The sequence below is a fragment of the Pseudomonas sp. p99-361 genome (assembly GCF_003935475.1).
In the GTDB taxonomy this organism is placed as follows: Bacteria; Pseudomonadota; Gammaproteobacteria; order Pseudomonadales; family Pseudomonadaceae; genus Aquipseudomonas; species Aquipseudomonas juntendi.
In genome coordinates, this window is record NZ_RHQO01000019.1 from 18,389 (window position 1) to 44,223 (window position 25,835).

The 25,835-nt window shown below is 60.0% G+C and carries 34 protein-coding genes and 1 pseudogene; 34 read left to right on the forward strand and 1 reads right to left on the reverse strand.

All coding sequences use genetic code 11. The features are described from left to right. Positions 1-120: 120 nt before the first annotated feature. From EGJ22_RS11220 to EGJ22_RS11390, 34 genes are all read left to right on the forward strand, one after another. Positions 121-447 carry an MFS transporter gene (locus EGJ22_RS11220; RefSeq protein ID WP_125920253.1) on the forward strand — a complete coding sequence of 109 codons (327 nt, stop codon included), beginning with the start codon at positions 121-123 and terminating at the stop codon, positions 445-447. Beyond that, on the forward strand, positions 444-755 hold the full coding sequence (locus EGJ22_RS11225) for a hypothetical protein (protein WP_125920254.1): 312 nt from the start codon (positions 444-446) through the stop codon (positions 753-755). Before EGJ22_RS11220 ends, EGJ22_RS11225 begins: the two co-directional genes overlap by 4 nt. Positions 756-805: 50 nt before the next feature. After that, positions 806-2,146 carry a DUF1073 domain-containing protein gene (locus EGJ22_RS11230; RefSeq protein ID WP_158619528.1) on the forward strand — a complete coding sequence of 447 codons (1,341 nt, stop codon included), beginning with the start codon at positions 806-808 and terminating at the stop codon, positions 2,144-2,146. Positions 2,147-2,273: 127 nt separating this feature from the next. After that, a complete protein-coding gene (locus EGJ22_RS11235; RefSeq protein ID WP_125920256.1) occupies positions 2,274-3,065 on the forward strand; it encodes a phage head morphogenesis protein in 792 nt (263 codons plus the stop codon). Between the two features lie 3 nt (positions 3,066-3,068). Next, positions 3,069-4,172: a DUF2213 domain-containing protein gene (locus EGJ22_RS11240; protein ID WP_125920257.1), complete on the forward strand. Its 1,104-nt coding sequence runs from the start codon at positions 3,069-3,071 to the stop codon at positions 4,170-4,172. After that, positions 4,172-4,684, forward strand: coding sequence for a hypothetical protein (locus EGJ22_RS11245; RefSeq protein ID WP_064314384.1), 513 nt, complete (start codon positions 4,172-4,174; stop codon positions 4,682-4,684). Before EGJ22_RS11240 ends, EGJ22_RS11245 begins: the two co-directional genes overlap by 1 nt. Positions 4,685-4,696: 12 nt before the next feature. Next, positions 4,697-5,683, forward strand: coding sequence for a major capsid family protein (locus EGJ22_RS11250; protein WP_125920258.1), 987 nt, complete (start codon positions 4,697-4,699; stop codon positions 5,681-5,683). A 10-nt stretch (positions 5,684-5,693) separates the two neighbouring features. Continuing rightward, the gene (locus EGJ22_RS11255; RefSeq protein ID WP_125920259.1) at positions 5,694-6,086 is read left to right on the forward strand and encodes a hypothetical protein; all 393 of its coding nucleotides are present in this window, start codon (positions 5,694-5,696) and stop codon (positions 6,084-6,086) included. A gap of 46 nt (positions 6,087-6,132) precedes the next feature. After that, positions 6,133-6,318, forward strand: coding sequence for a hypothetical protein (locus EGJ22_RS11260; protein WP_125920260.1), 186 nt, complete (start codon positions 6,133-6,135; stop codon positions 6,316-6,318). 6 nt (positions 6,319-6,324) lie between these two features. Beyond that, on the forward strand, positions 6,325-6,762 hold the full coding sequence (locus EGJ22_RS11265; protein ID WP_125920261.1) for a DUF4054 domain-containing protein: 438 nt from the start codon (positions 6,325-6,327) through the stop codon (positions 6,760-6,762). After that, positions 6,759-7,256, forward strand: coding sequence for a hypothetical protein (locus tag EGJ22_RS11270; protein ID WP_125920262.1), 498 nt, complete (start codon positions 6,759-6,761; stop codon positions 7,254-7,256). The genes EGJ22_RS11265 and EGJ22_RS11270 overlap by 4 nt, the downstream gene beginning before the upstream one ends. Continuing rightward, positions 7,256-7,675: a hypothetical protein gene (locus EGJ22_RS11275; RefSeq protein WP_125920263.1), complete on the forward strand. Its 420-nt coding sequence runs from the start codon at positions 7,256-7,258 to the stop codon at positions 7,673-7,675. The genes EGJ22_RS11270 and EGJ22_RS11275 overlap by 1 nt, the downstream gene beginning before the upstream one ends. Continuing rightward, on the forward strand, positions 7,668-8,225 hold the full coding sequence (locus tag EGJ22_RS11280) for a hypothetical protein (RefSeq protein WP_115293805.1): 558 nt from the start codon (positions 7,668-7,670) through the stop codon (positions 8,223-8,225). Before EGJ22_RS11275 ends, EGJ22_RS11280 begins: the two co-directional genes overlap by 8 nt. Continuing rightward, positions 8,209-9,339: a DUF3383 family protein gene (locus tag EGJ22_RS11285; protein WP_064314377.1), complete on the forward strand. Its 1,131-nt coding sequence runs from the start codon at positions 8,209-8,211 to the stop codon at positions 9,337-9,339. The genes EGJ22_RS11280 and EGJ22_RS11285 overlap by 17 nt, the downstream gene beginning before the upstream one ends. A 14-nt stretch (positions 9,340-9,353) precedes the next feature. Further along, positions 9,354-9,758, forward strand: a complete 405-nt coding sequence (locus EGJ22_RS11290) for a hypothetical protein (protein WP_064314376.1) — start codon at positions 9,354-9,356, stop codon at positions 9,756-9,758. Continuing rightward, positions 9,755-10,234: a phage tail assembly chaperone gene (locus tag EGJ22_RS11295; protein ID WP_064314375.1), complete on the forward strand. Its 480-nt coding sequence runs from the start codon at positions 9,755-9,757 to the stop codon at positions 10,232-10,234. Before EGJ22_RS11290 ends, EGJ22_RS11295 begins: the two co-directional genes overlap by 4 nt. A gap of 148 nt (positions 10,235-10,382) precedes the next feature. Then, entirely contained in the window at positions 10,383-12,185 is a 1,803-nt protein-coding gene (locus tag EGJ22_RS26135) for a phage tail tip lysozyme (protein ID WP_064314374.1), read from the forward strand. After that, entirely contained in the window at positions 12,182-12,814 is a 633-nt protein-coding gene (locus EGJ22_RS11310; protein WP_064314373.1) for a phage baseplate protein, read from the forward strand. Before EGJ22_RS26135 ends, EGJ22_RS11310 begins: the two co-directional genes overlap by 4 nt. Continuing rightward, a complete protein-coding gene (locus EGJ22_RS11315; protein ID WP_064314372.1) occupies positions 12,811-13,113 on the forward strand; it encodes a hypothetical protein in 303 nt (100 codons plus the stop codon). Before EGJ22_RS11310 ends, EGJ22_RS11315 begins: the two co-directional genes overlap by 4 nt. Next, positions 13,106-14,041 carry a hypothetical protein gene (locus EGJ22_RS11320; protein WP_064314371.1) on the forward strand — a complete coding sequence of 312 codons (936 nt, stop codon included), beginning with the start codon at positions 13,106-13,108 and terminating at the stop codon, positions 14,039-14,041. The genes EGJ22_RS11315 and EGJ22_RS11320 overlap by 8 nt, the downstream gene beginning before the upstream one ends. Next, positions 14,038-14,724, forward strand: coding sequence for a Gp138 family membrane-puncturing spike protein (locus tag EGJ22_RS11325; protein ID WP_081264814.1), 687 nt, complete (start codon positions 14,038-14,040; stop codon positions 14,722-14,724). The genes EGJ22_RS11320 and EGJ22_RS11325 overlap by 4 nt, the downstream gene beginning before the upstream one ends. Continuing rightward, on the forward strand, positions 14,721-15,086 hold the full coding sequence (locus EGJ22_RS11330) for a hypothetical protein (protein WP_064314370.1): 366 nt from the start codon (positions 14,721-14,723) through the stop codon (positions 15,084-15,086). The genes EGJ22_RS11325 and EGJ22_RS11330 overlap by 4 nt, the downstream gene beginning before the upstream one ends. Then, positions 15,087-16,346 (forward strand): baseplate J/gp47 family protein, encoded by a 1,260-nt coding sequence (locus tag EGJ22_RS11335; protein WP_064314369.1) that lies wholly within the window; start codon positions 15,087-15,089, stop codon positions 16,344-16,346. Next, complete coding sequence (locus EGJ22_RS11340; protein WP_081264813.1) at positions 16,343-17,002, forward strand: DUF2612 domain-containing protein; 660 nt, start codon at positions 16,343-16,345, stop codon at positions 17,000-17,002. Before EGJ22_RS11335 ends, EGJ22_RS11340 begins: the two co-directional genes overlap by 4 nt. After that, a complete protein-coding gene (locus EGJ22_RS11345; RefSeq protein ID WP_064314367.1) occupies positions 17,002-17,883 on the forward strand; it encodes a phage tail protein in 882 nt (293 codons plus the stop codon). The genes EGJ22_RS11340 and EGJ22_RS11345 overlap by 1 nt, the downstream gene beginning before the upstream one ends. After that, positions 17,880-18,071: a hypothetical protein gene (locus EGJ22_RS11350; protein WP_033735373.1), complete on the forward strand. Its 192-nt coding sequence runs from the start codon at positions 17,880-17,882 to the stop codon at positions 18,069-18,071. The genes EGJ22_RS11345 and EGJ22_RS11350 overlap by 4 nt, the downstream gene beginning before the upstream one ends. Before the next feature lie 7 nt (positions 18,072-18,078). Beyond that, positions 18,079-18,522, forward strand: coding sequence for a terminase small subunit (locus EGJ22_RS11355; protein WP_125920264.1), 444 nt, complete (start codon positions 18,079-18,081; stop codon positions 18,520-18,522). Beyond that, on the forward strand, positions 18,519-20,132 hold the full coding sequence (terL, locus tag EGJ22_RS11360) for a phage terminase large subunit (protein ID WP_125920265.1): 1,614 nt from the start codon (positions 18,519-18,521) through the stop codon (positions 20,130-20,132). Before EGJ22_RS11355 ends, terL begins: the two co-directional genes overlap by 4 nt. A 59-nt stretch (positions 20,133-20,191) precedes the next feature. After that, positions 20,192-22,600, forward strand: coding sequence for a hypothetical protein (locus EGJ22_RS11365; RefSeq protein ID WP_125920266.1), 2,409 nt, complete (start codon positions 20,192-20,194; stop codon positions 22,598-22,600). Between the two features lie 268 nt (positions 22,601-22,868). Next, positions 22,869-23,342 (forward strand): DUF3850 domain-containing protein, encoded by a 474-nt coding sequence (locus EGJ22_RS11370; protein WP_158619529.1) that lies wholly within the window; start codon positions 22,869-22,871, stop codon positions 23,340-23,342. Positions 23,343-23,434: 92 nt separating this feature from the next. Beyond that, positions 23,435-23,866 (forward strand): lysozyme, encoded by a 432-nt coding sequence (locus EGJ22_RS11375; protein WP_125920268.1) that lies wholly within the window; start codon positions 23,435-23,437, stop codon positions 23,864-23,866. Positions 23,867-23,877: 11 nt separating this feature from the next. After that, a complete protein-coding gene (locus EGJ22_RS11380; RefSeq protein WP_371921043.1) occupies positions 23,878-24,225 on the forward strand; it encodes a hypothetical protein in 348 nt (115 codons plus the stop codon). A gap of 167 nt (positions 24,226-24,392) precedes the next feature. Continuing rightward, the gene (locus tag EGJ22_RS11385; protein ID WP_125920271.1) at positions 24,393-24,656 is read left to right on the forward strand and encodes a hypothetical protein; all 264 of its coding nucleotides are present in this window, start codon (positions 24,393-24,395) and stop codon (positions 24,654-24,656) included. 67 nt (positions 24,657-24,723) lie between these two features. Continuing rightward, positions 24,724-25,083 carry a LexA family transcriptional regulator gene (locus EGJ22_RS11390; protein ID WP_256671858.1) on the forward strand — a complete coding sequence of 120 codons (360 nt, stop codon included), beginning with the start codon at positions 24,724-24,726 and terminating at the stop codon, positions 25,081-25,083. A 294-nt stretch (positions 25,084-25,377) separates the two neighbouring features. On the opposite strand, the pseudogene EGJ22_RS11395 reads toward EGJ22_RS11390, so the two are convergent. Further along, positions 25,378-25,626 (reverse strand): annotated as a pseudogene (locus tag EGJ22_RS11395) (site-specific integrase); the annotation flags it as partial. Between the last annotated feature and the right edge of the window lie 209 nt (positions 25,627-25,835).

Below are 25,835 nucleotides of genomic sequence, written 5' to 3' on the forward strand. Positions count from 1 at the left end.
AGTCAGCGTGGGGACTGGAGGGAAGCGCCACGACAGCGATCTGAAAGGTTCGCCATCTGCACCCATTCTGAAGTCAGGTCACGGCCTGGCATTCCAAACATGCACAGCGAGAGGTCGGGCATGGATTTTTTTCACCGCATGCTCGACAAACTTGATTGGGCTATTGCGGGCCTATTGGGGGCCTTAGTCGCTACCCGCTGGCACAAGGACGACCTGACAGACCGAAAGGCCTGGATCCTGTTCCTACTCACCGGCATGGCCTGCGCCCACTACCTCACTGGCATGGTCAGCAACTACTTCGGTATCACCGAGCCTCGCAGCGTTGCGGGCGTCGGTTTCCTTCTTGGTACGTTCGGTGGCTCTCTCATTGCCGCCGTAACCCGAGCGATCAAAGCCGCCGATCTCTGGTCTGTGATCAGGTCCAAGTTCGGAGGGCCAAGCTCATGACATACGAATACATCAACGCCATTGCCGCCGGCCTCATCGCCATCTGGGCAACCTGGTGTGTGCTTAGCGGCAGAGTGCGGGACGGCGTTATCGGAAAGGTCCTGTATGCGGTCATCGCCATCAGTGGGTATGCAGTGCTCGCCCGGTCGGAGCGGTTGTTCTTCACCGCCAACACCGCCTGGGCCACGCTGATGGTCGCGCTGGCTCTTGCCGGCATGCGGCACATGTTCATGCTGACCTACTGGCCGCGCGTGAAGCGCTGGATCTGCCGCCATCTGGATTGCGACCGCTGCAAGTCTGCGGAGTGATCGGCGCCACAAAATCATGAAGTGCCATTTCGTGGCGCGGAGTAAAACCTGTGACCACATCAAAACCGCGAATTCAAGTGCCATCTGGCGGGATTGTCACCACTGACAGCCTTTCCAACCTGGTGGCCAACATCGGCACCAACCGGGACAAGCGCACGCACAACCAGTTCGGGTTCCAGTTCGTCACACCGTATGAGCTCGAAGCGGCCTATCAGTCCAATTGGCTGGCCCGGCGCATCGTGGACAAGCCCAACGAAGATGCCCTGCGCGAGTGGCGTACCTTCTCGGGCAAGGACGCGAAGCAGATCGCTGCCGAGGAGCGCCGCCTGGGTGTGCAGCAGAAGTACCTGGACGCATGCTGCTGGGCTGACCTATACGGCGGCGCGGCCATGCTGATGATCACCGGCCAGGACCTGAGCAAGCCTCTCGACCTGAACAAGGTGAAGAAGGGCGGCCTGAAGAACATCGTTGTCTTCGACCGCTGGGACATCCAGCCGAGCCATTTAAACTTCACCGACCCTCTAGCGCCCAACTGGATGCTGCCCGAGGTGTACACGGTCGTGAACGGCCAGCAGCCCATCCACTACTCGCATGTCATCCGCCGCACTGGCGCCCGCCTGCCGCGTCGCATGGCTCAGTTTGAACAGGGCTGGGGTGACAGCCGCCTTCGCCGCTGCATGGAAGACCTGCGCGACGTCGTGGCCACCAAGGGTGGTATCGCTTCCTTGGTGCTTGAGGCCAACGTCGACACGATCAGCGTGAAGGGCCTTCAAGGCGCCTTGGCCAGTGCCCAGTGTGACCAGATCACCGAGCGCTACCGCTTGTTCGGCATGCTCAAGGGCATCATCAACCTGGGCCTGCTGGATCAGGACAACGAGGTCTACGACCGCAAGAGCATCGCGTTCTCCGGCCTCAGCCAGATCATGGAGCAATTCATGGTATGGACTGCAGGCGCCGCCGAGATGCCGGTTACCGAGCTCTGGGGGCAGTCTGCCGCTGGGCTCAACTCCACCGGTGACGGCGACCTCAAGACCTACCACGGCACCATCAAGGGCAAGCAAGACGGCCAGATGCGCCGCGACTTGGAGCGCCTGGACGAAGTGCTGATCCGTTCTGCGCTGGGCACCTACCCCGAAGACATCGAGTTCGAGTGGAATCCGCTCTACCAGAAGTCGAGCGTGGAAGAGGCTCAGGAGGATCTGGCAGACGCCCAGGCCGACCAGCTCAACATCGAAAGCGGTGTCATCAGGCAGAGCCACGCCATGCGCCGGGCTCAGTCGAAGGGCCGCTACGCCATCACCGACGAGCAGATCGCCGCCCAAGAGCAGCGCGAGAAGGACGAAGACAGTGGCCTTGGCACCGAAGAAGACCTCGACGCCTTCGGCCTTTGAGGTCCTGACGGCGACAAACAAGACCCTGCTGGGGAGAAAGAGAAAGCCCCGGGAGCCTGACCCGGTACAGCCAAGCCAGGACGCCGAGCGCTTCTATCGGGGGCAGCTGAATGCCCTGGTAAGGCTCATGTCGCAGCAGCTGTACGCTGTCCTCGGCCCTGAGCTGGCCCGCTTGAAGCCTCAGTACACGGCAGACAGCGTGGCCACCCTGGACGGCTGGACAGATGACATCCTCGCGGTGATTCGCCGGGTGTCGTCGACGTTCACCACCAACCTGTTCGACCAGCAGGCCCGGCGGGTAGCAGCAGGCACCATCAGTCGGGCCGAAGCCGACAACGCCGAGGATTTTCGCAAGTCGGTCAACCGGGCTGTCGGCGTGGACTTCGAACTGATCACCAAGCCCAAGGGCATGGTCGACTACCTCGAAGCCTCCACCGCCGAGAACGTCAACCTGATCAAGTCCATTCCCGCCGAGTACTTCCAGCGGGTGGAGACGATCGTGCTGGGCGGCATGAAGAGCGGCCTCGCTCCCACGGCCATCGCCAAGCAGATTCAAGAGCAGACCGGCGTCAGCGCCAGGCGGGCCAAGCTCATCGCCCGGGACCAGGTGTCGCAGCTCAACAGCGATCTCACCCGCCAGCGGCAGACAGCTGCCGGCATCGAGTTCTACCGCGTCGAGACAGCCAAGGACCAGCGCGTCTCAGGCGACCCCAGTGGCAAGTACCCCAACGCCAAGATCAGCTGCTACGGCATCGCCAAGCAGGACATCGGCTACGGCCCTGGCGTGTACAAGGTCTCCGAAGGGGCCACTTGGCGCGGCGTGACCAACCTGCACCCTGGCAAGCACCACCCGCTCTGCCGGTGCGTAGGGATATCCCTGATACCCGGCGTGAACTACTTCCCCGACAAGAACGGGTAGCACATGAACAAAATGACCATCGACGCGGCCTTCACGCCGACGTCGCGCACTCGCACGCCTGAGGGTTACCTCTGCGTCAAGGGCATTGCGGCTCGCACGGGGGTTTACCAGTACGTTTCGACTGAGCTGGACCTGCCAGGCCCGGCTCGCATCGTCAACGTCTACAAGCCCGCCGAGGAGCTATTCGACCCAGAGTCGATGGCCACCTACGTCGACAAAGACGTGACCAACGACCACCCGGACGACCTGGTCGACTCCACCACCTTCAAGGATGTCTCGGTCGGCCATGTGCGAGGTGTTGAGCGTGAAGGCGATCACCTGATCGTCGACATGATCATCAAGGACCAGTCAGCCATCGACGACATCGAGTCGGGCAAGGCTGAGCTGTCGCCTGGGTACACCGCCGAGTACGTCGAAGAGGCCGGCACCGCCCCGGACGGCAAAGCGTACGAGTACACCCAGCGAACCATCAAGAACAACCACATGGCGGTTGTAGACGCAGCGCGGGCCGGCAAGGTCGCCCGCATTTTTGACCACAAACCGAAAGGTATCCCCCCAATGGCGACCCGGAAAGTCTTCCTAGACTCCAAGAAAAGCCGCTCCGTCATCCTCGACGAAGAGACCGCAACGGTAGTCGAAGACGCCGTGGCAAGCCTCATGAAAACCCTGGACGAGGCCAACGAGCGCGCAGACAAGGCCGAAGCGGCCAAAGACGAAGCCGAAGAAAAGGCTGACGAGGCGAAGAAATCGACCTCCGACGCTGCCATCGGCGAGCGCGTCAAGCTCACCCTCGACACCATTGCCTCCGCCTCGAAGATCGTGAAGAACTTCGACAGCAAGGGCCTGGTATCCCCGCTGGAAATCAAGCGCGCCGCGCTCGCCCAGCTGAAGCCAACCCGCGACTGGGCCGGCAAGTCCGAGGCCTACATCAGCGCCGCGTTCGACTCCGCCGAAGAGGATGCCAAGGAAACCACGGACGAGGATGACGACGAGTCCCAGGCGACCAAGGACAGCCTCGCCGGCCTGGCCAATGACATGAAGAACCGTCCGAAGCTGACCACCGACGGCTCCGACGCCTACAACAAGTTCCTGCGGGGTGAAAAGTAATGGCCACTGCATTTGACACTTTCAACCAGTACGCCAGCGAAGCCTTCGAGGGGCAGATTCAAGACCACTCGATGGATGACGAGATCACCTACGTCGTCGAGACCGCTCCCGTTCCATTCGGCCGAGCCCTGATCCAGGGCGTGGCTGACAAGGGCGGCCGCCTCCCTGCTGCAGCAGCTGCGTTCATCATCGGTGTGTCCGTGCGTCAGTCCATCGCTGTTGGCGGTGGCTACCTGACCGGCGACGGGAACGCCAACGGCAACGTGGTCGGCTCTCGCCCGGTGGGCCAGGAGTCCACAGCACTGGCGTACGGCCGTATCTGGGTGAAGACCCTCGGCGGATCGACTCCGAATCAGCAGGTGTACATCGTGCCGAACACCGGCGAGTTCACCAACGCGGCTACCGCAGGCAACCTCCTGTGGCCGGGCGCGACCTTCAAGAGAACCGCTGCCGCTGGCGGCATGACCGTTATCCAAGTTCGCGGCCAAGCGCTCGCAACTCTGGTGGCTTAAGGAGAATCGAGTATGGCTCGCACCACAATGGATGCCCAGATTCAGGCCGCGCTCGGCTTTTACACTGGCCAGCTGACCTACATCGAGCAAGAGGTACTGCGTCAGCCGTACCCCGAGATCAAGTACCCCACCATCCTGGCTGTCGATACCTCGGCGCCGGACTGGACCGAAAGCGTCGGCTTCAAAACCCTCGACTTCCGCGGTAAGCCGCAGATCCTGGGCGACAAGTCGAAAGACTATCCGCTGGCAGAAATTGCTTCGGCAATGGGCGCTGTCGATGTGCACACCTTCTCGCTCGGCTACAGCTACACACTGGCCGAACTGGGTAAGGCAATGGAAATGGAGCGCGCCCAAGGCTACGGGGCATCCATCAACTACCTGGCAGAGAAGCCAGCCGGCGTGCGCATGCTGACCGAGCAGTGGCTCGACTCCACAGCGTTCGCTGGCGATCCATCGGTGCCTTCCCTCGCACAGGGCGGCCTGATCAAGTACCCAGACGTTCCTGTTGTGTCGTCCGGGACCTTGCTCGGCGGTCCGGATAAGACTATCGCGCAGATCATCGCTCAGGATGACCCCAACAAGGTATCTCAGGATCTGCTGAACCTGTTCAACAACGGGCGCCTTCGCGTCAGTATCACGCAGACCCGAAACGTCTTCCGCCCAACGCATGTCCTGCTCCCGGCGATTCAGCACGGCCAGATCGAGAGCTACCGCATCCCGAACACGTCGGACACGCTGCTGAGCTACCTGGAGCGCGTGACCAAGCTCACCTTCGAGCCGATCCTCCAATTGGCAGGCGCAGGCGCTGGCGGTACCGACCGGATGATGTTCTACACCAAGGACGCCAAGTACGCGAAATTCCACATGCCAATGCCATTCATGCTGAATGCGCCAGTGGTAAGTGCTGGCGGCCTGCAGTTCGAGTCGGCAGGCCTGGTGCGGATCGCAGGCACTGAATTGCGCGTGCCCAAATCCCACTTGTACGTCGACGGCATCTAAGGGGGTCACCATGTCTTCGAAGAAGATCTACACCAACGTCAGCGCCAACCCTGTCGTCCTCTCGGATGGCAGTTCTGTGCAGCCAGGCGGGCAGACCACCGAAGATCAGTTCGAACTGGCCAAGGGCTCGTTCTGGGAGCAGCACGGTCTGCTGGTGGCCGGCGCTCCTGAGCAGCCTGACGACGCCAACGGCGACCTGCAGGTGCTGACCGAGGAGAACACCCAGCTCAAGGCTGACCTGTTCGCCGCCCAGGCCAAGCTGGCCGATCTGGAAGCCGCCACCAAGGGGCATCCCGAGCAGATCAAGGCGCTGGAAGATCGCCTCACCCAGGAGTCGGCGCGTGCCAGCAAGCTGGAAGGTGAGCTGAAAGACGCCCAGGCCAAGCTGGCCGGCAAGAAGTAACCCAGTGTCTCGGCCCCTTCACTGGGGCCTATGACTGGAGACCCTGATGGCTTCCATCACGAATATCAGCTCGCATCGCATCGACCTTGCCGACCTCTCGTTGGCGCCGGGCGAGGCGATCGAGCACTTCGACGACCGAGAGGCTGAGCGCCTGAAGTCGACGAATTTCTACCGGGCCGGCTGGATCAAGGTTGGCCCATCGCCCGAGCCCGAGCCGCCCACCGAGGAGTGACCCGCCATGGCCGAACTGAACATCCCAGTGACGCCAGAGATGGTCGCTGAATTCCGCGAGTTCTACGAAGAGTTCGCCGACCCGGCCAAGTGGTCAGACGCCAAGATCACCAAGGCGCTGAACATCGCCAAGGGCGAATTCGGCACCTGCGGTAACTGGGGCCTCTATGACCCCTATTCGCTACTGCAGCGCGGATGGTTCGCGTTGGCGGCCCACTACCTGACCTGGAATGCGGCCACCACTGCCGCGACCGGCGCCGATGGTAGCGCAACTACGCCATACGCAGTGGCCAGCAAGAGCGTTCGCGATGAGTCGGTGTCCTACGCCGTCCCAGGCGCGAATGCATCGCTGACGGCCTGGGAGGCGGCTCTTGCGCTCACCCCATACGGCCTCGAGTACCTGCACCTGCGGCAGCGGGCTGGCATGGGAGCGATCTGCGTATGATCCGGCCCACCGTAAGTCTCATCGGCCGGCAGCAGGTCGAGCAGGCAATGAAGGACCTGGCCAAGCGGTTGGAGCGCGAACAGCGCGTGCTGGTCGGCGTACCTGAGGGATCTGGCTCCTACGAGGACGGCCTGACCATCGCCACTATCGCCGCCGTGAACAACTTCGGCAGTGCTGACGGACGCATCCCGGCACGCCCATTCCTCCAGCCTGCAATCGAGGATGGAGCGCCCATGTACCGGCGCCTGGCTGAAATAATGCTGCCGCGCGTGCTCTCCGGTGAGATGGAGATGCGCACCCTGCTGGTTCAGCTGGGCGACCTAGCAGAGGGGCATGTGAAGCTGAAGATAGATGAGATCAAGACCCCGCCAAACGCCCGGTCGACCATAGCAAAGAAAGGTTCGGACAACCCACTTATTGACGAAGGAACACTTCGCCAGTCGATCCGCTACGTCATCGACGACAGCACCGATCCTCTTGAGGAGGGCATCTGATGGGCCTGAACATGCGCGGGCACGTCAGCGGCCCCTTCGTGTCGCATCGTGGCGTGCAGCGGATGCGCTACAGCAGCGAGATCATCGACTTTGAACCGAAGCTGACCATGACGTTGCTCGACACGTTCGACGCCAACGTCCAGCCGGCCAGCGACAAGGAAATCGAGTTCCTTCAGATCGGCGCCGAGCGGATCAACGACATCCGGGTCATTCACAGAAACGACGGCAAAGGGATCGAGGTTTCCACTCCCGGAAATCTGGCCGACATCCTGGTATTCGCCGAGACGCCAGGCCAGCCCGCCACCTGGTGGAAGGCCATGGCCACCGATTACCGCCCCTGGCACAACTTCTGCCGCGCGGTGATCGCCAAGCTGGACCCGGCCGAAATCGAGAAGCTACAGGGGTACGCCAATGGTTGACACCATCGCCCTCACGAAGGTCGTGTGCCAGGTGGTGGTCGCGGCCACCGGCCTGCCGGCCAACAAGGTGATCGTCGGTGACCCGGGCACATCAGCGCCCACTGGCACCTACGCTGCGGTGCGAATCGACAGCCCGGCCCAGTTCGGCCAGGCACTCAAGACGCAACGCAACGTTCCAGCCACCGATGACCCGCGCTTCGAGGACATCATCGAGCGGGTGGCCACCCAGTTCACCATCGGGTTCAGCATCAACATCTACCGTGCCGGCGCCATGGGCATGGCCATGACCCTGTGCGAGGCGAACAAGCGGGAGCCGATCAAGAGCATCCTACGCCGCGCCAAGTTGGGCTGGTCCCGCATATCACCGATCAACAACCTGACCGGCCTCTACCAAGCAGCAATGGAAGAGCGCTCCCAGGTCACCCTGTACCTCTACGGCGAATCCGTGGCTGAAGACCGAATCAATCGGATCTACCGCGTCGGCTTCGAGGTTCAAACCGAACAATCTGGCGCCATCGCGCAAGGGGAAGTAAATGCCTTATCCGGCTGAGAACATCATCAACATTGTCACGAACATCCGTGCGGCCGGCCTGGGCACTGCCAACTTTGGCGCTGGCATGGTCTTCGCGGACTTCGACTCGTCCACCGACACGACGTTTGCCGAGGGCAGCTACCGGGACTACGGAGGCGCTGCGGCGGTGGCGGCAGACTTCAACATCGCGTCCGATGTTTATCTGGCGGCCCTGGCCTGGTTCTCTGCCGTGCCCAAGCCAAAGTCCCTGCGCATCTACCTGCGACAGGAGGATGACAGCCCGGTCGAGTCGATGAATGATGCGATCAATAAGCGCATCTGGTTCTACTGGTACGAGTTCGAGACCACCATCCGGGCCAACGACGCCGACGTCCTGGCCCTGGTCGTTGCCGGGGATGCTGCTGGCAAGTTCTACGCCGGCACCACCAACCAGGCAGCCGTACGCGATCCGAGCCTTTCCACTGACATCGTCAGCAAGGCCAAGCTGCAGGGCTCGCGCCGGGCATTCCTGCTCAGCCACGCCACCGCCCCCTATGCCGGCTTCGAGCTTGGCGCCGTGTTCAGCCGCGTCAACTTCAACGCGGCCAACTCGACCAACACCGGCGAGTTCAAGAAGCTGCCAGGCATCCCAGCAGAAGACCTGACCATCACCGCTTACAGCGCGATGAAGGAGAAAGGTGCCCCGTTCTACACCGTCGTCGAGACCGGCGGCCAGGTTGACGCCGGCCGGGTGATCAACTCGAAGTCGACGTCGAGCTTTGGCGAGTACATCGACGACGTGTTCAACCTGGACGGCTTCGTGAACTCGCTGCGAGTGAACCTGTACAACGCCTTGGCCAATGTGCCAACCAAGCTGAAGCAGACCCCAGAGGGTCAGCAGGTCCTGATCGATGCTGCTGCGCAGATCGGCCAGCGCTTCATCGATAACGGCTACCTTGGCGCTCGACAGTACACGAGCGACGAGACCGGCGAAGAGGTCTTGAGCGATGGCTACGAGATCCTCAGCAAGGCTGACGACATTCTCGACCTCACCGACGCCGAGCGCGCAGAGCGCCTGGCCGCCCCAATCATCATGCGCCTGTTCCGTGCCGGCGCCATCCACGCCGTAGACGTAACCGTCAACGTCGACTGAGGAGATCCCGGAATATGTCGCTTAACAACATGTCAGTCGAGAACACGATTCTCGTCATCACCGGGATCGGCGTCATAAACGACTGGGGCCGCACTGACCCGCCGTTCACCATCGAATGGATCGATGATAACGGAAACCTGATTCGCGGCCTTGGCGGAAATGGCGTCAGCTTCTACCGAAAGAATCCTGGTCTCCGCGTCACGGTAAACCTGAATCCAGGTAGCCCGCAGGCAACCGCACTGCAAGCAATGCTGAATGCCAAGACCGAGCTGTCTGGCTCCTACGCCTCGGTCGCCGGTTTGGAGGGTGCCGTGTTCTCCGAAGGCATCTTCACACGTGGCAAGTCCATGGCCCGGGGCGGCCCCGGCCTGAATGACGGCACCTTCATCATGGAATTCAACAAGGCGAAAGTGGCATGAACCAGGCCCAGGACTTCATCCGCAAGATCGAGCACGAGGGTGTGACCTACACCTTCGGCATGCCCAGCGCTGAAAAGCAGCGCGCCGTGCTGTTCCGGCTGGGCAAGTACGGTGTCGAGCCGCTGATTCGCGGCCTGGCCCAGGCCGAGCTGGGCGCCGCGTCGTCGGTGGCCATCGCCGGCCAGATCGTTGGCGTCATGCTGTCGCGCATCCCAGAGGATGACTTCAACTTCATCTGCGACACGATGCTGGGGCAGATGCACAAGAACGGCGAACCGCAGACGATCAACGCGTTCTCCGGCCGCCTGAAGACCTACTTCACCCTGGTGGTTTTGGCCCTCGGGAACGTGTTCGAGGATTTTACCGGACTCCTGACCCTCTTCCAGAGCTCTACCGCTTCAGCCGGGGAGCCAGGGGCGAGTCAGGAGAGCGCCTCAACCCAGCCATCGACTGGGACCTCTGGCGACCCTGCGTAGGCATCCCCGGGGTTTGTCCTCCGCTCTGCACCTACAAAGACCTCACTGACGGCACCTACTCGCTGGGCTGGGTCAAGCGCGCCAACCTGGCGATGGATGAAATGCTCTACGTGCGGCAGCTGCACGACGAGATCCGGAGAGCGAACCCGTGAAAGTACTTGAGAGCTTCCTGATCGCCCTGGGCATCAAGGTCGACGAGAAGTCATTCCAGAAGGCCGATGCGGCGTTTGGCGGCCTCACCAGGTCGGCCCTGCAGTTCGGCGCCGTGCTGGCGAGCAAGCTGGCCATAGACAAGGTGGTGGGCGACTTCAAGAACGCCGGCACCGCGCTGGACAACTTCAACCGCCTGACCGGGCTCAGCACGCAAAATGTGCAGGCGCTGGGCCAAGCACTGGCCGCCCAGGGCGGGAATGCGCAAGACGCCTTCGCGGCCATGCAGAAGATCCAGGACCTGATGGCATCGCCCATCACCGGTAACGTCGGCTGGTTCGGCGACGTAGCCAAGCTGGGCCTGGACCCGAACGCTATCATTGGCGCACAGGACACGGCAGAGGCCCTGGCCAACATCGCCGGCGCCTTCGAGAAGATGACGCCGCTGAACCAGCGCCTCGCCGGCCAAGCCCTGGGCTTCGACGAGAACACCATCCGCCTGCTGATGAAGGGGCGCGACGAGGTCGAGAAGCAGCTGGATTCCCGCAACAAGCTGGGCATCATGACCCAGAAGCAGGTCGAGGACGCGGCACGCCTCACCAAGGCGAACGCCGAGCTGAACCTGGTGTTCACCGACATGGGCAATACCATCGCTGGCGAACTGGTGCCGGCCTTTGCCGAGTTGGCCGAGGACTTCACCGCCTTCTACCGCGACAACAAGGACCTGGTGGATTCTGGTCTGGAGGCCTTCTTCGGTACTCTGGCCAAAAACATCGAACTGGTCTCAGCCGCCCTTGTTCTCATGGGCGGCGCCAGCGCCTTGAAGGGGCTTGCCGCTCTGCGTGCACTGGTAGGCCTGGGTGGTGCTGCAGGCGCTGCTGGTGCCGCCGGTGCGGCCGCGGGCGGTGCGGCTGCAGGCGCATCTGGGCTGGCTGTGGCAGGTGGTAGCGCGGCTGCGCTGCTGTACTCCGGCAGCCTGAACGCTGGTGAAGACCAGGAGCTGCTGAATAACCGACTTCGCAAGGGCGGATCTGAGGCTGCTGCAGCCGTCATGGACTTTTTCCGCGCCAAGGGCTGGTCTGTCGAGCAGGCCGCCGGTATTGCGGCGAACCTGGAGCAGGAAAGCGGCTTCCGACCAGATGCCGTGGGCGACGGCGGAAATGCCTACGGCCTGGCCCAGTGGCACCCGGACAGGCAGGCGAACTTCGCCAAGTACTCCGGCAAGGACATTCGCAGTTCTACCGCAACCGAACAGCTCGAGTTCATCAACCACGAGCTGACCAAGGGGGCCGAAAAGTCAGCTGGTGAGCGGCTGAAGTTGGCAGCAAGCGCCAGGGAGGCCGCGGGCATCGTCTCGCGTTACTACGAGCGCCCGGCAGACGCCGATGGCGAGGTTTCCCGGCGTGGCGACATCGCCGATAACTACGGACTGCCTCAGGCGCCGGCATCTGCGGCTCCGGTTGTGGACCTGCGCGACCCAGAGCAATGGGCCAAGGTCCAGGCTGACCTTTCCAGGTCTGGGCAGCAAGGCCCAAGCATTCTGGAGCAAATCGACGCTTGGGCGAAAAAGCAGCGTCGGGCGCCAGAGCAGTATTCAGCAAGCGATGTCGTTACGCCGGCGGGCTCAACAGTATCCGCCGCTGCGAGCCCGTCAGCACCCGCTCAGCAAGTGCAAAACGTGGACAACCGCCAGTTCCATATCCACGGTGCGGATACCGGCAAAGTCGAGCAGCTGTGGAACGAGAAGCTGAGCAAGCTGATTGACCAAACCACCCAAGACTTCAGGAGCCCGGAAAAATGAGCATTGCCGATGGGGTCATGAGCATCTTTTCCAAAACGCTGCCCATGCTTGGCCCTATCGAGTTCGACGCCAAGCTTGAGGGGGCGACCAGCAAGGCTGTGCAGTTGACCGAGTTTCCTGTGGAGTTCGGCACCAACGGCAACGACCATGCCCGCTTGCTGCCTGACCGCTACCTGCTGACCGGTGCGGTATCCAATACTCCGCTGGGCATCGGCCTTGATGACTTGGGCATGATGGGCGTGGGCGCGATCTCCAGCGCCATTGGCGGGGTGGCAGGGGCAGCCGTATCGACGGTGTCAGCCTACTTGCTGTCGGGGAGCGAGGCTACCCGTGCCGCAACCGCTTGGGCCGCCCTGACGGCGCTCCTGCAATCCCGGTCCAGATTCGACTTGGTCACCGAGTACGAAACGCTCAAGAACATGGTCTTGATCAGGCTGGATCAGCGTACGAGGCCCGATGATGAAGATGGTTTGGTCTTCGTTGCCGAACTGCAGCAGGCCAGGGTCATCAGCTCCCAAGTAACCCGGGGCGTTACCTCAGCAGACCAGCTGCTTCAGAACGACCCAGTGGCCACACAGGGCGCCCCCATGGTTTCTTCTGGGTTTGCATCTGTGGAGGTGATCCAGTGAGCCGGTACAGGGTTGAGGTTCAACCCCTACCGGCTCAGACCTTCAGCGCCCCGCTAGGCAGCAACACGCTGACATTGGAGCTGCAGTGGATGGCCCGGCTTGAGGTCTTCCGCGTCAATATCAGTACAGCTGCCGGCTTGAATCTAACGTCTGGGCGCTTCCTTCTGCCAGGTGTAGATCTGCTGGCCGGCCTGTACCCGCCGCCCAAGGTGAACTACGGGTGCCTCACCCTTGAGGGTAAGCAGCCGACCCCTAACAACCTGGGCATCGACAATACGCTGGTGTGGTCCGATGAGTGATGAAATCTACCTGCGCCGGTACCGGCTGAAGCTTGGCCGTGACTCGGGCGGCAAGATCTACGAGATGCGCCCTGACGGTGACGGCCTGCGCATCACGTTCCAGATCATCCACTTCGCCGGCAATGCGTTCAGCGTGGCCGAGATCACCATCTACAACGTTTCCGACTACTCGACAAGGCAGATGCTGGGCGACGGCACGGCCAAGAAATACGAGTTCATCTCGCTGGAGGCAGGCTATTCCAGCACCTTCGGCAGCGTGTTCCTGGGCCAGATCACCAACGTGCAGAAAGTCATGGAGGACGGCGGCTCAACCCGGGGCGTCAAGTTCTTCTGCCGCTCACAGGCCAAGGAGCGGGACGAGCGAATCATCAACCTGACCCTGTCCCCCGAGACGGACCCGGTCCAGATTATCGAGGAGTGCGCCGAGCGCTTTGGCGGGGAAATCCAGTTTTTCGGGGACTTCTCAGACCTCAAACGCCGATCCGGGGGCACCGTGCTCCAGGGCAGCCCAGTCGCCTGCATGAACGAACTTGCAAGCACCTGGGGGTTCGACTGGATGATCGAGAACGGCGCCACCAAGATCATCAAGAATGGCTTCGCCATGCCCAACGAAGTGTTCGTGATCAGCGCCGCCAGCGGAATGATCGGCTCCCCAGTGGTGACCGACACCGAGGTCGGAATCAGGTGCACCCTGAATCCCAAGCTAAAGCTGGGTGACACCATCAAGCTCGAATCCATGGCCCCGCAGTTCGAATTCTCCGGGGCCTTTTTCTACGAGGTGCCCCGCACGATCGGCGAGGGCTTCTACCGAATCAACTCCCTGGCCGTCATCGGTGACTCTCACGGCGACCCGTGGGAAACCCAGATCAGCTGCTTGCGGCTCGACACGATGGCCCAGTCTGGAATCTCTGCTAGGGCGACCCGATGAAAGACCCATTGGCCTCCCGCACACGGGAACAGTTCGCCAAGATGCTGCGCGAGATCTTTGGCGAGTACCTCAAGGACAACGTACGCACCAGCGTTCCGGGGCACGTTCTGAGCTTCGACCCCGCTACGCAGCTGGCCCAGGTGCAAATCGGCCTGATGATCGAAGACCGGCTTGGCAACGCCGAGCCACGCCGGCCTATCGTCCGCGTTCCAGTTCAATTTTGGGGCGCTTCCGGGGGAACTTTAGAGTGCCGGGTGGCCGAAGGCGTCGAGGGGTCGATCATGTTCTCGCAAGAGTGCATCGACTCCTGGGTCGACCAGGGCGGAGTGGCTGCCAAGTCGGAGCCGAGGCGCTTCTCCATGAACGATGCCTACTTCATGCCCGGCGTGCGATCCGTGCCAGGGGCGATCACCGACTTCGCCAATGACGGTATCCGCCTGCGCAACAACAGCGGCTCGATGTATGCCTGGCTGAAGGATGACACCTCCATCTCGCTCAGCAATGGCGCTGGGTTCATCACGATAGGCGCAGATGGCACGGTGAACATCAACGGGGTGACCATCAGCCCTGCCAGCCTGGTCACCACGCCGAATGACGTTGTCGCCGGGCCGATCAGCCTGAAGCTGCACAAGCATTCAGGCGTTCAGCCTGGCACCGGAACCAGCGGGGTATCCGTTCCATGACCGTGCGCAAGCTCGATGCCAACGGCGACCTGGCCATGGGCCAGGATAAGCTCATGACCGGCTACTCAGCCGAAGAGGTGGCGCAGAACGTGCGCACCCGGCTCAAGTTCTTCCTGGGCGAATGGTTCCTGGACACCTCAGACGGTACCGACTGGTTTGGCGGCGTGCTGGGCAAAGGGTCCCGCCTCGCGACACGCGAGTCGATCATTCGCCGGCGCATCCTGCTCACCCCGGGCTGCGTGGGCATGACGGCCTTCAGCGTCACCTCGGATGCGGTAACCCGGCAGCTGACCGTGGCCGCGACCATCACCAGCGCCTCAGGCGAGAGCGCAGACATCAACTTCGTACAGGCAATCGTCTAAATGGCTGAGATCACCGACCAGGGCATCACAGGCACGTCGCTCAACGACTACCTGGCCGACATCAATGCGCGCACGCTGGCGATCGACCCAGACTGGAACATCGACGCCGACTCACCAGATGGCCAGCGCATCGGCATCGAGGCCGAGATGCTGGCGAACCTGGACGAGGGCCTCGTGGCCGCCTACCGCGCGAAGGACCCCGACAGCGCCACTGCAGAGGCCCTGCGAAACATCGGCAAGATCTCCGGCGTGGCCATTCGCGATGCCACCTATTCGGTCGCGCCGATCACTATCACAGGCTCGGCCGGTACCGTGCTTCCGGCCAACTCGCAGATCCGGAGCAGGATCGATAACACGCTCTGGCTGACCACCGCGGCAATCGTGATCGGCGTCTCGCAGAGCGCCCCGGGCTTCGCGACCTGTGTAACGCCAGGCCGCGTCCTGGCGGGTGCCGGCGAGCTCACAGTGATCGGTACGCCGTACCCTGGCTGGTCCTCGGTTACCAATGCTGCTGCTGCCCCGGGCGAAGACGCCGAGTCCGACGTTGAATTCCGCGCCCGCCGGAACAACTCGGTATCTCTGCCCGGCAGCAACATGAAGGACAACATGCTGGCAGCCGTTGCAAACGTCGCCGGCGTGACCGACGTGAAGATCCTGGAGAACAACAGCGACGACCCGACCGACCCTGACGGCATTCCATACACTGCCATCGCGGTCATCGTGAACGGCGGCACTGACCAGGGCATTGGCCAGGCCATGTACTCGAAGTACAACCCAGGAACCCCGATGTATCCCCGCTACAGCACCAAGACCGATACCTGGGTTGATCCGCCGGGGGCGACAGGCGTCAAGGTTCAAATCACCTCGCCATCGACGGGCAACATCGAGACCATGACTTTCCAGCGCGCAGTGGCTCTGCCGATCTACGTTTCAGTCACCGTTCAGCGCAAGGGAAACCTGCCAAGCGACATCGAGCAGCGGATCAAGGACGCCATCGTCGAGGATTCGACCAAGAAGCTGTTCTCCGGCGACCAGGTGAAGGGCTTCAATCAGGGAGGCTACGACATTGGCGAGGTAGTGCCCGTCGGGCGCCTTTACACGCCGGTCAACAAGGTGCTTGGCCAGTACGGCGACAGCTACATCACCAGCCTGACGATTGGCCTTAGCGCCGGAAGCCAGGGTGTAACGCCAATCCAGCCGGGTATCGCAGAGTTGGCCACCTTCGACCCTGACAACATCACGGTATCGGTGCCGCTATGAAAATGGACCACGTAGCGCGCGCGAAGAAGCGGATCATCAACCAGTACCGCGGCAAACAGCGGATGACGCGGTGGCTAACGCTGACACCGACCATCGCCAACGAGAAGCTTGAACAGCCGATCAGCCAAATCTACTCGGCCTACGACGTCGACACGGTCACCGGTGAGGACTTGGACGTCATCGGCCGCATCGTCGGCGTGCCGCGGCCAATACTGCGCGGCGCGGCCTACGACGTCTTTGGCTATGCAGGGAACGACAACTACACCAATTACAACGTCGCGCCCTACATCGGCGATGGCGCGGCGGTGGATGCCCCCCTAAACAATGATCTGTACCGCAAGCTGATCAAGGCAAAGATCGCCAGAAACGTCAGCGACGGCACCAGCGACAGCATCATCAAGCTGCTCGAGGTCGTTATAGGGGTGAAGGTCACAGCCCTGAATAGCAATGGCGACAAGTCGTTCGACATCGGCATCGCTTCAGAGCTGGACAACACCACGCAGTTCTTGCTCGAGAACTTCGACCTCATCCCCAGGCCGCAGGGAACTCGCATAGGGCAAATCTACGTGCTCCCGACCAACATTGATGAGATCGAGCGCACCTCAAGCTTGATCTTTAACTACGCCAACTTCACCTTGCCCGGAGACGTTTCCTGATGGCACGACAGCCTTTCAACCGCCGCTGGGCAGAGAATGTCGAGGGCCAGAGTTCCTCCACTGTGTTTCAAGAGCCGGCCGAAATCAGGATTGTGACGGGCTGGGAAGGCGGTCAGGACAAGGACGCGCCGCCGGCCGGCCAGGAGAACTGGTGGCACAACCGGGTTGACTCGGCGCTGCAGGACCTCGAACGAAAAGGGGTTATGCAGTATCACCCCCAAGCACTCTATTCCGTGGGCGCCCCGTGCTACACCCCCGAAGATGGCCTGTTCTATGAGTCGATCGCCAACAACAACGCCGGCAACCCGCCGGCCAGCAGCCCGACGTTCTGGAGGTTGATAGGAGCAAGCCTCTATTCGTCATTCAGCGTTGGTGAATACAAGGATGTGGCCCATAACGGATCGCCGGATCCTGGGTGGCTTAAAGCTGTCGGTTCGGTTCTTTTGCGCTCTGCCTACCCAAAGCTCTTTGCCAAGATCGGAACGACCTTCAATACTGGCGGCGAGTTAAGCACTGAGTTTCGCCTTCCGGACTGGAGGGGGGCGTTTCCGCGCTGCTTGGATGATGGGAGGGGTATAGATGCTGGGAGAGTAATGAATGGCGTTCTTCAGCCAAGTCAGAACCTTGCTCACACTCACGGTGCATCAACTTCCTCTGCGGGTCTACACAACCATTCCACTACATTCGCTCGAGACCTGGTAAACGGCGACTACACCCAGAACCGTGATGCAGTCCTGGGGGACCAGATAGAAGAGGGAACACAGACGATTCAAACCAGTAGTGCCGGGTCACACCAGCACGTTGTAAGCATCAATTCGAATGGTGGCACTGAGGCTCGCTCCGTGAACCTTACGCAGGTCCGTTGGATTAGATACCTATGAACCAGAAAACCGTCTACCAGTACGACCAAAACGGCTTCTACCTCGGCGAGACCGTTGCCGAGCGCGACCCTCAAGTACCCGGCAACTGGCTTCTTCCGGCCGGGTGCACTGAAACCAAGCCGCCGATCTTCACTGCCGGCAAGCTGCCGAAGTGGGTCGGCTACAAGTGGAAACTGATCAGCCCGTAGGTGAGATATGGAACGCAAGGCGAAGAGACGCTTCACCGACAAGATGGAGCTTTTCTGCCTCGCCTATGTCGAGACCGGGAACGCCTCCGAGGCATACCGGCGGTCCTACAACACCTCCAACATGGCCGACAAAACAGCCCAGCGGGAGGGTTACAACCTTCTACAAAACTCTCTCGTTCAGGCACGCATCGAAGAATTAAGGATCAAGGTCATGGAACGTCACGAAATCACCGTGGACACGCTCCTGGCTGAGCTGGAAGAGGCTCGCCTGCTCGGCAAGGAGACCGGCAAGGCCTCGGCCATGGTCACGGCCTCGATGGGCAAGGCAAAGCTCCTGGGCCTCGACAAGCAGATTGTTGAGTTGACCGGCAAGGATGGCGCGCCAATTGAGACGAAGTCCACGGTCAAGGTTGACCAGGAAGCCCTTGAGTCTGTTCTGGCCCGCCTATGAGTGCACTCCTCGATTGGGAAACCATGAGCATCGAGGAGAAGCAGGCCGCCAAAAGCATCAGTGAGCACTCGCCGCTTTCGTTCATGAGGGTGTGGTTCCAGCTGAACCAGGGCATGAAGATGCTCTGCAACTGGCACCACCGCTACATGGACCACACAGCGCTGCGCGTGCTCAGTGGCGAACTGAAGAACGTCGTGTTCAACATGCCACCAGGTGGCACCAAGACCGAGTACTGGTCAATCCACCTTCCAGCCTATGCCATGACCGTGCGCGAGCGCACGCGCACGCTGAACGTCTCCTACTCCAATTCCCTAGTGGTTGAGAACTCCGGCCGCATCCGGTCGATCGTCTCCAGCCCTGAGTACCAGGAGCTCTGGCCTGTTTCAATGGGCAAGGCCGATGTCGAGAACTGGTCGCTGATCGACGGCAAGGGACGCACCAGGCACCAGCTGTTCAGCCGCTCCACCGGCGGCCAGATCACCGGCTGCCGGGGCGGCTACATCTCCAAGGACTTCACCGGCTTCATCAACCTGGACGACCCGGAGAAGGCCGACAGCGCGTTCTCAGCGACCATGCGGGCCAAGGCCCAGCGGATCGTGACAAACACGCTGCGCAGCCGGCGCGCATCGCCTGATACTCCAGTCATCTGCACCCAGCAGCGCCTGCACACGGACGACGTGTCCGGTTTCCTGCTCAAGGGTGGCATGGGCCTGGACTTCGCCCATATCAAGGTCCCAGCCCTGGTGACCCGCGAATACATCGCCAGCCTGCCGCCAGAGATCCGTGAGCACGCCGAGCGCGACGTGTTCAGCGGACCCTCAGTGGTGCGTGGCGGCGTCGAATACTGGTCCTACTGGCCGGCCAAAGAGTCGGTCTACGACCTGATGGCCCTGTGGGACAAAGATGCCTACACCATGGTCAGCCAGTACCAGCAGGAGCCCGTGGCGCTCACGGGCGGCATGATCGACCCGGACTGGTTCAAGACCTACGAGCAGCTGCCATTCCTGGTCTGGCGTGGCGTCTACGTGGATACCGCGCAGAAGACCGGTGAGCAGCACGACTTCTCGGTATTCGCCCACTGCGGCCTGGGCGTGGACGGGAACCTCTACATCATCGAGATCGTGCGGGGTAAGTGGGACGCAGGCGATCTGGAGGCCGAGGCGCTGCGCGTTTGGGAGCGCTGGAAGCCGTGGGACCAATTCCGACCGGCAGCCCTGCGCTACATGCGCGTCGAGGACAAGTCCAGCGGCACCGGGCTGATTCAGACCATCAGCAAGAAGGGCTCTATCCAGATCGAGCCCCAGCCGCGCGGCCCGGCCGCCAACAAGGTCACGCGCTGCATGGATGCCGTGCCCTGGTTCAAGTCCGGCCGTGTGTTCGTGCCTGCGATATACGACGAGCAGGGCAAGTCCATAACACACGTCAAAGACCACCGGGGGCAGGACCTGTGCACCACTGAGTGGGTCACCACCTTCCTCACCGAGGCCGCAGCTTTCACGGCCGACGACAGCCACGACCACGATGACCAGGTCGACACCATCTTCGATGCCGTGGCCGACATGCTCATCAACGATACCAGCAGCTTCTTCTCCGGCGGCTGGATCTCCTAACACCTCGTTTCGCTGACCGCGCCCAGGCGCGCTCTACCAACTCGCCCAAAGGAAATGACATGGCTGATCAAACTCAGCGCCTTGAGATCGCGACTGTGCGCGCGGAAGTCGGCAGCAACATCGTTTACCGCTTTGCCAACGATGCTGTGAATGCAGACAGCATCCCTACCCAAACGGGCGACATTCAAAACCTGAAGCAGATTTTGCTGGAAATCCAGCAGGATGCTGCCGAGAAGATCAGCATCTCCACGACCATCTACCCGAGCGTGGCTGCTGGACTGGCAGCAACAGCGGATCAGGGCATTTTCCTGGTGCAGTCGAACGATGCAGACGAGATCTATGCCGTCTGGCAGAACCAGGGCGGCACTGCGGTAAACACCGGCAAGACAGCCCTGTCCGCGACAGCCATTCAAACCGCGCTGGACGCCTCAAACGAAGCTGCGCAGGCCGCTGAAGATGCTGCTGAAGTCGCCACTAATCGAACTGCTGGGTTCTTGTCGCCATCTTCAGTAGCTCCCATTCTTCGTGATAATGGTCTTCCATTACAGGTCGGCGATAGGTACTTCAATACCGAGGCGCAATTCGAATACATTTATACCGATAGTGGTTGGGAGCCAAACGATAGTTTAGAGGCCATAAATGAATTTATGGCGCGGCTCGAAGATACCATGAGTGTAGAAAATGGGTCGTCGATGGTTGGCACTCGACTACCCTCGCAGTCGTTGTTGGCGCAAGCAATTGGGAGAGCACTAACAGAAAAACTTTATGACACCGTGAGTATTAAAGATTTCGTTATCTTTGGTGATCCAGTGCAATCCACGCCAGAAACGGCGGACTGGTATCCAACGGTACAGCGCTGCTTCACATGGGCGCAGCAAAATGTCATCGGAAAGGCTCGCGGCGTCAACATCATGTGGCCGGCTATGGAATGCCGGATGTCACAGCAAGCTGTTTTAGATCTGGCTCCAGCTGGTACGCAGAATACTGGCGCTGTGGGTATCAATATCTACGGGGCAGGAACCGGACAGACTATTGTCGTGGCTATGCCTACCAATACGACCGGCTGCTTCCGCCTAACGTCTGGTAGAAATATGGAGCTTTTCCAAGTAACCGGCATTTCTTTCCTATCAGACTTGGATGAAGATGCACCAACTAATAACGGAATTGCCCTTGTTATAGATAGCGCCCTAAAGCGTGGAGATGTCGGTTATGGTGACCAGCCTCGCTGGTCAGTAATTCTTGATGATATATACATCGGCGGATATGGTAAGACAGCTGGGAACGTTGCCCGCCGAGGAAACTGGCTCAAAGGGATAAATATAAAAGATAAGTACCATCCAAAACTGAGCAATATCCGGTGCTTGGCTAGGTACTCTAACATTATTGGAGCTCGTACCGCCTGTGAGTACGCCATCCACTTTGAGGCATGTTACTCCCCTGATATGTGGAGAATGTACATTCACGGTGGTTGGAACAAGGGCATATGGCTTGATGATGTGTTCAATATCGTAGGCGGCTATGAAGACATGCGGCTTGCCAACTGGTTTGTAGCAGGATCCAACTACGGTATTGGTGTCACGCATGAATTTGACAATAGGCCTGACACCACGAGCCTGTACGAGCCAGGCGGCGCAATCACGGTAGGCCACCTCAACTGCCGAAAGGTTGGTATTACCATTCGGCACCATCGCCAGGTCATCATTAGCGATATCTACGCATACGTTGCTCGAGAGGATCGCGCAGATGGTGAACTTCTACCATCCATAATTCTTTTGGATGGCGCTGCTGATATTCAGATAAGCGGTCAATTCTTTGAGCCGGGATTCTACAATAGCGACTCCAATGCTTCTTGCGCAGTTCGCATTGAAGGCGCGTCCGAAGGTATCACTGTTGATGCGCAGTTCGGAAATGGCGGCATAGGAGTACTCAATAATTCAACATATACAACTCGTAAAACTATAGTTGTAAACGCAAAGCTGCAAAGCTCGCGAAGATTGACAACCTATCCAACTTTCAAGCTCATTGTAGACAACTCAGGTACTGTAACTGCATTTAGCAATCTGTTGCAGAACTCACAAGACCGACACACCATGTCTAGCGGAAAGCCGAGTCCTACCCATCCAGTAGCGCACAGGCTTACCGGGCTTGCGCCAGGACAGCTTTATGGTGGCGCTTATGAGATTGCCTGCGTCAATAGCTTAGGAGTTGAGACGCTTCAGGCCCTGATACAGGGCAGGTTTACTGATGCTACGGCCGGAGCAGAGATATCCTCTCTCGGTTTGCTTGTTAACGATTCTGGAGTTATCCGAGAGGCAATGACCCTTCGCAAGCCTACGGTCGACAATGATGGATATCCAATACTGCTGTTCAGAACGTCCAGCACGACCGTTGCGGCGAAAAGGGTGAAGATGGGCCCGGCGAACTCAGGTCCTGGAGGAGTAGGACGTGCGCTATACGTTGACAACTGATCAATGATGTGGTTGGCCTTCAATTGGTGTCCGCATCGGCCCATTGGCCGATCGGACATCTCGCCTTGCGATTCCTCTAGGATTCGAATCTAAGCCTCGTGAGTTGACCCTACTCAAGGCAATTTTCAATTGCCGATTGCATTTGTGAATGACGAGAGGGAAACTCGTAGCCCGATCAATCTGGCGCCCCAGACGCGCGTCAAGATGGGAGCGTCAGCAACCGCGCCTGCAGAAGAAAGGCAGGAGCGCTACTCAACGGGGAAAAGGCATGAGTGAAGCAAGGATGAATGTTCCGCTAGAGCATGAGCTTAAGGTCAACGTTAGTTCATTCGATCTGATTCGTAGCAACCCTAAATCTGGTGAGGTTCGTGATTGTACTGATCGTAATTTCTCTGTAGGTGAGACAGTATTTCTAAGGGAGATAGACGATAGCCGAAGCTACACTGGAAGAACGGCAAGAATGTTAATTTCTAATGTTCAAACATATCCAGGCCTGCCTTCAAATCTAGTGTTTCTCTGTTATGAAGACATAGATTCTAACGCACCAGTTTCTTCAAATGAAACTGATGACAATTTGCTCATAGATTTAATAAAAGATAAAGATCAAACAATAATGCTTTATAGTAATTGCTTGTTTGATATACTTGTTTCTTCAGGGCTAATATCATCTGGCCAAAAGCCATCAGATCTACAGCTGATACAGCTTGGAATTGAACTCAGGGATAAAATGAACTCTGAGTGAAATTAATTATGTTCCGGATTTTTCCGAATCATAAGACTGTAAATATAATAATCCCGCTAAACGCGGGATTTTTTTTGCTCGGAGAAAACCCAATGCGAACATCGCAACGTGGCTTGAGCCTCATCAAGTCATTCGAGGGCCTGCGCCTGCAGGCCTATCAGGATTCTGTCGGCGTCTGGACCATCGGCTATGGCACCACCCGTGGCGTGAAGCCGGGGATGTCGATCACCAAGGAACAGGCCGAGCGCATGCTGCTGAACGACGTGCAACGCTTCGAGCCAGAAGTGCAGCGCCTGGTCACGGCGCCGCTGAACCAAAACCAGTGGGACGCACTGATGAGCTTCACCTACAACCTGGGCGCTGCCAATCTTGAATCGTCCACGCTCCGCCGGCTGCTGAATGCGGGCAACTACGCAGCTGCTGCCGAGCAGTTTCCGCGCTGGAACAAGGCCGGCGGACAGGTACTGGCCGGGCTGGTCCGCCGGCGCGCCGCTGAGCTGGATCTGTTCTTGGAGGCGATGTGAACGACTGGGTGATGCGGCTTGCCGGCGCCGCCCTGATGGCCCTGCTCGGCGTGGCAGTGGGCGTCTGGCTCGCCACCAGCCATTTCCGGCCGGCTCTGGACGAGGAGCAGGACCGGGTCGCAGCATGCACAGCGGCGCGAGACAACCTTGCAGGCCTGGCGCGAGAACAGGGCAAGGCCCTGGGCGACCTGAGCCTGGCGGCGAATGAGCGCCAGGCCAGGGCAGAGCAGGCGGTGAGTGAGGCCAAAGCCAGTGCAGGCATCGACTTCGCCGCGGCGAACCGCCTGCAGCAGGAGCGAACCGGCGGCGACCAATGCGCTGCCGCCACCTCAATCATCGATCTGGAGCTGGGGCTATGACCGATTTAGGGGTGAGCCTGCCCGGCCACCAAGCATGCGAAATTACCACTGGAACCCGCATGGCTACTGGGCTTGAGGGTGGCCACCAAGGCGGGCCCTGCAGGAGCAGCGAACAAGTGCAGGCCTTGCACAAAAGTGCAGGCGGTGCAGGTGCTGCAGGTCGAATCCTGCGCGGGGTGGGGTTGCTCGCAGGCATCGCTCTGCTGGCCGGCTGCGCAGGGAAGGTCGCGCCAGAGGTCCAGTACGTGCGCGTCGAGGTGCCAGTGCAGGTTCCGTGTCGGGCGCCGGAGGTAGCAGTTCCGCCCTGGGCAGCTGCCGGCCTGCGAAAGACCGACAGCCTGGAAGTGAAGGTGCGGGCGCTGCTGGCCGAGCGCCGGCAGCGGATCGGATACGAGAAGCAGCTGGAGGCTGCTGTTGAATCATGCCGCTGACCGGCTGTTGCATGAATGGGATGGCCAATAAGATACTGTATCCATATCCAGTAATCGGCCAGCCACCATGCCTTCAACCATACCCTCAGAAACTGACCACCTGCAGGTCTCCATCGACGATTTGCTCAAACTGCATGCGCCCAACGTCTACCTGGTCAAGGTGGAGGGCGATAGCATGCAGGGGGCCGGCATCTATACCGGTGACCTGCTGATAGTCGATCGCCTGGCTGAGCCAAAGTCAGGCAGCATCATCATCGCCGCGCTGAACGGGGATGCCACCTGCAAGCGGATGATGATCCGTGACCGCCAGGTGGTGCTGGTGCCGGACAACCCCAAGTTCCCGTCCAGGTACATCATGGAGGGTGACCAGTTCGAGATTTGGGGCGTGGTGACCCACAGCATCCGGGATCACGATCGTCGGTTGTGAGTAGCTATATAAAGGAAGGGAAGCGGTCGGCAGAACGCCGGGTGCAGGCAGAAGCCCGTGGGGAGATTTTCGGGGAATGGTGGAATCGGGTATGGCACAGTGCGGCACCGTTTGCAGCGAGCGCCCGCTCAAGGCCTTGATCCGTAAGGCTTTAGGTGTGTCCTGCACGCATGGGGTGCAAGGGGTCGAGTGTTCGAATCACTCCGTCCCGACCATATATTTCAATGACTTAGGCCATTTCCGAAAGGGGTGGCCTTTTTCATGTGCGTGACTTTTGCGTGACTTCTCAGGTTTTTACGCCTGCCTCCTCTTCAAAATGGTCAGTACCGGCCCACGCGAGTCCGTCGCTGAAACTTTGTTTGCCGCCTCTATCAACTGCCCCAGCTCCGCGCCAGAATAGTGACTGGTCACGCTTCCGTTCTTGTGACCAAGTAGCGACTTCCGATCTTCCTCGGTTACACCAGCTGCTTTCAGGCGTCAGCCGAAAGTGTGCTTCAAGTCGTGGACCCTGATCGAAGCGAACCCAGGGTGTGCCGGCCGCAAGATCAACTATAGAGCAGGCATCAACGTCCTTCGCTAAAGGAATCAACCAGCTTGTTGAGAATGCCTTCTTGGTACTGGCGGTTGTAACAACCAGGTTGATTCGGCGGGGTGTCATCGCACGCGATATTGTGTGCGCGGGTAGGGCTCCCATAAGTGCTATTGGAGAAATGAGAGCAACCCCCTAGCAAACAGATCCCAAACCCAAGTAC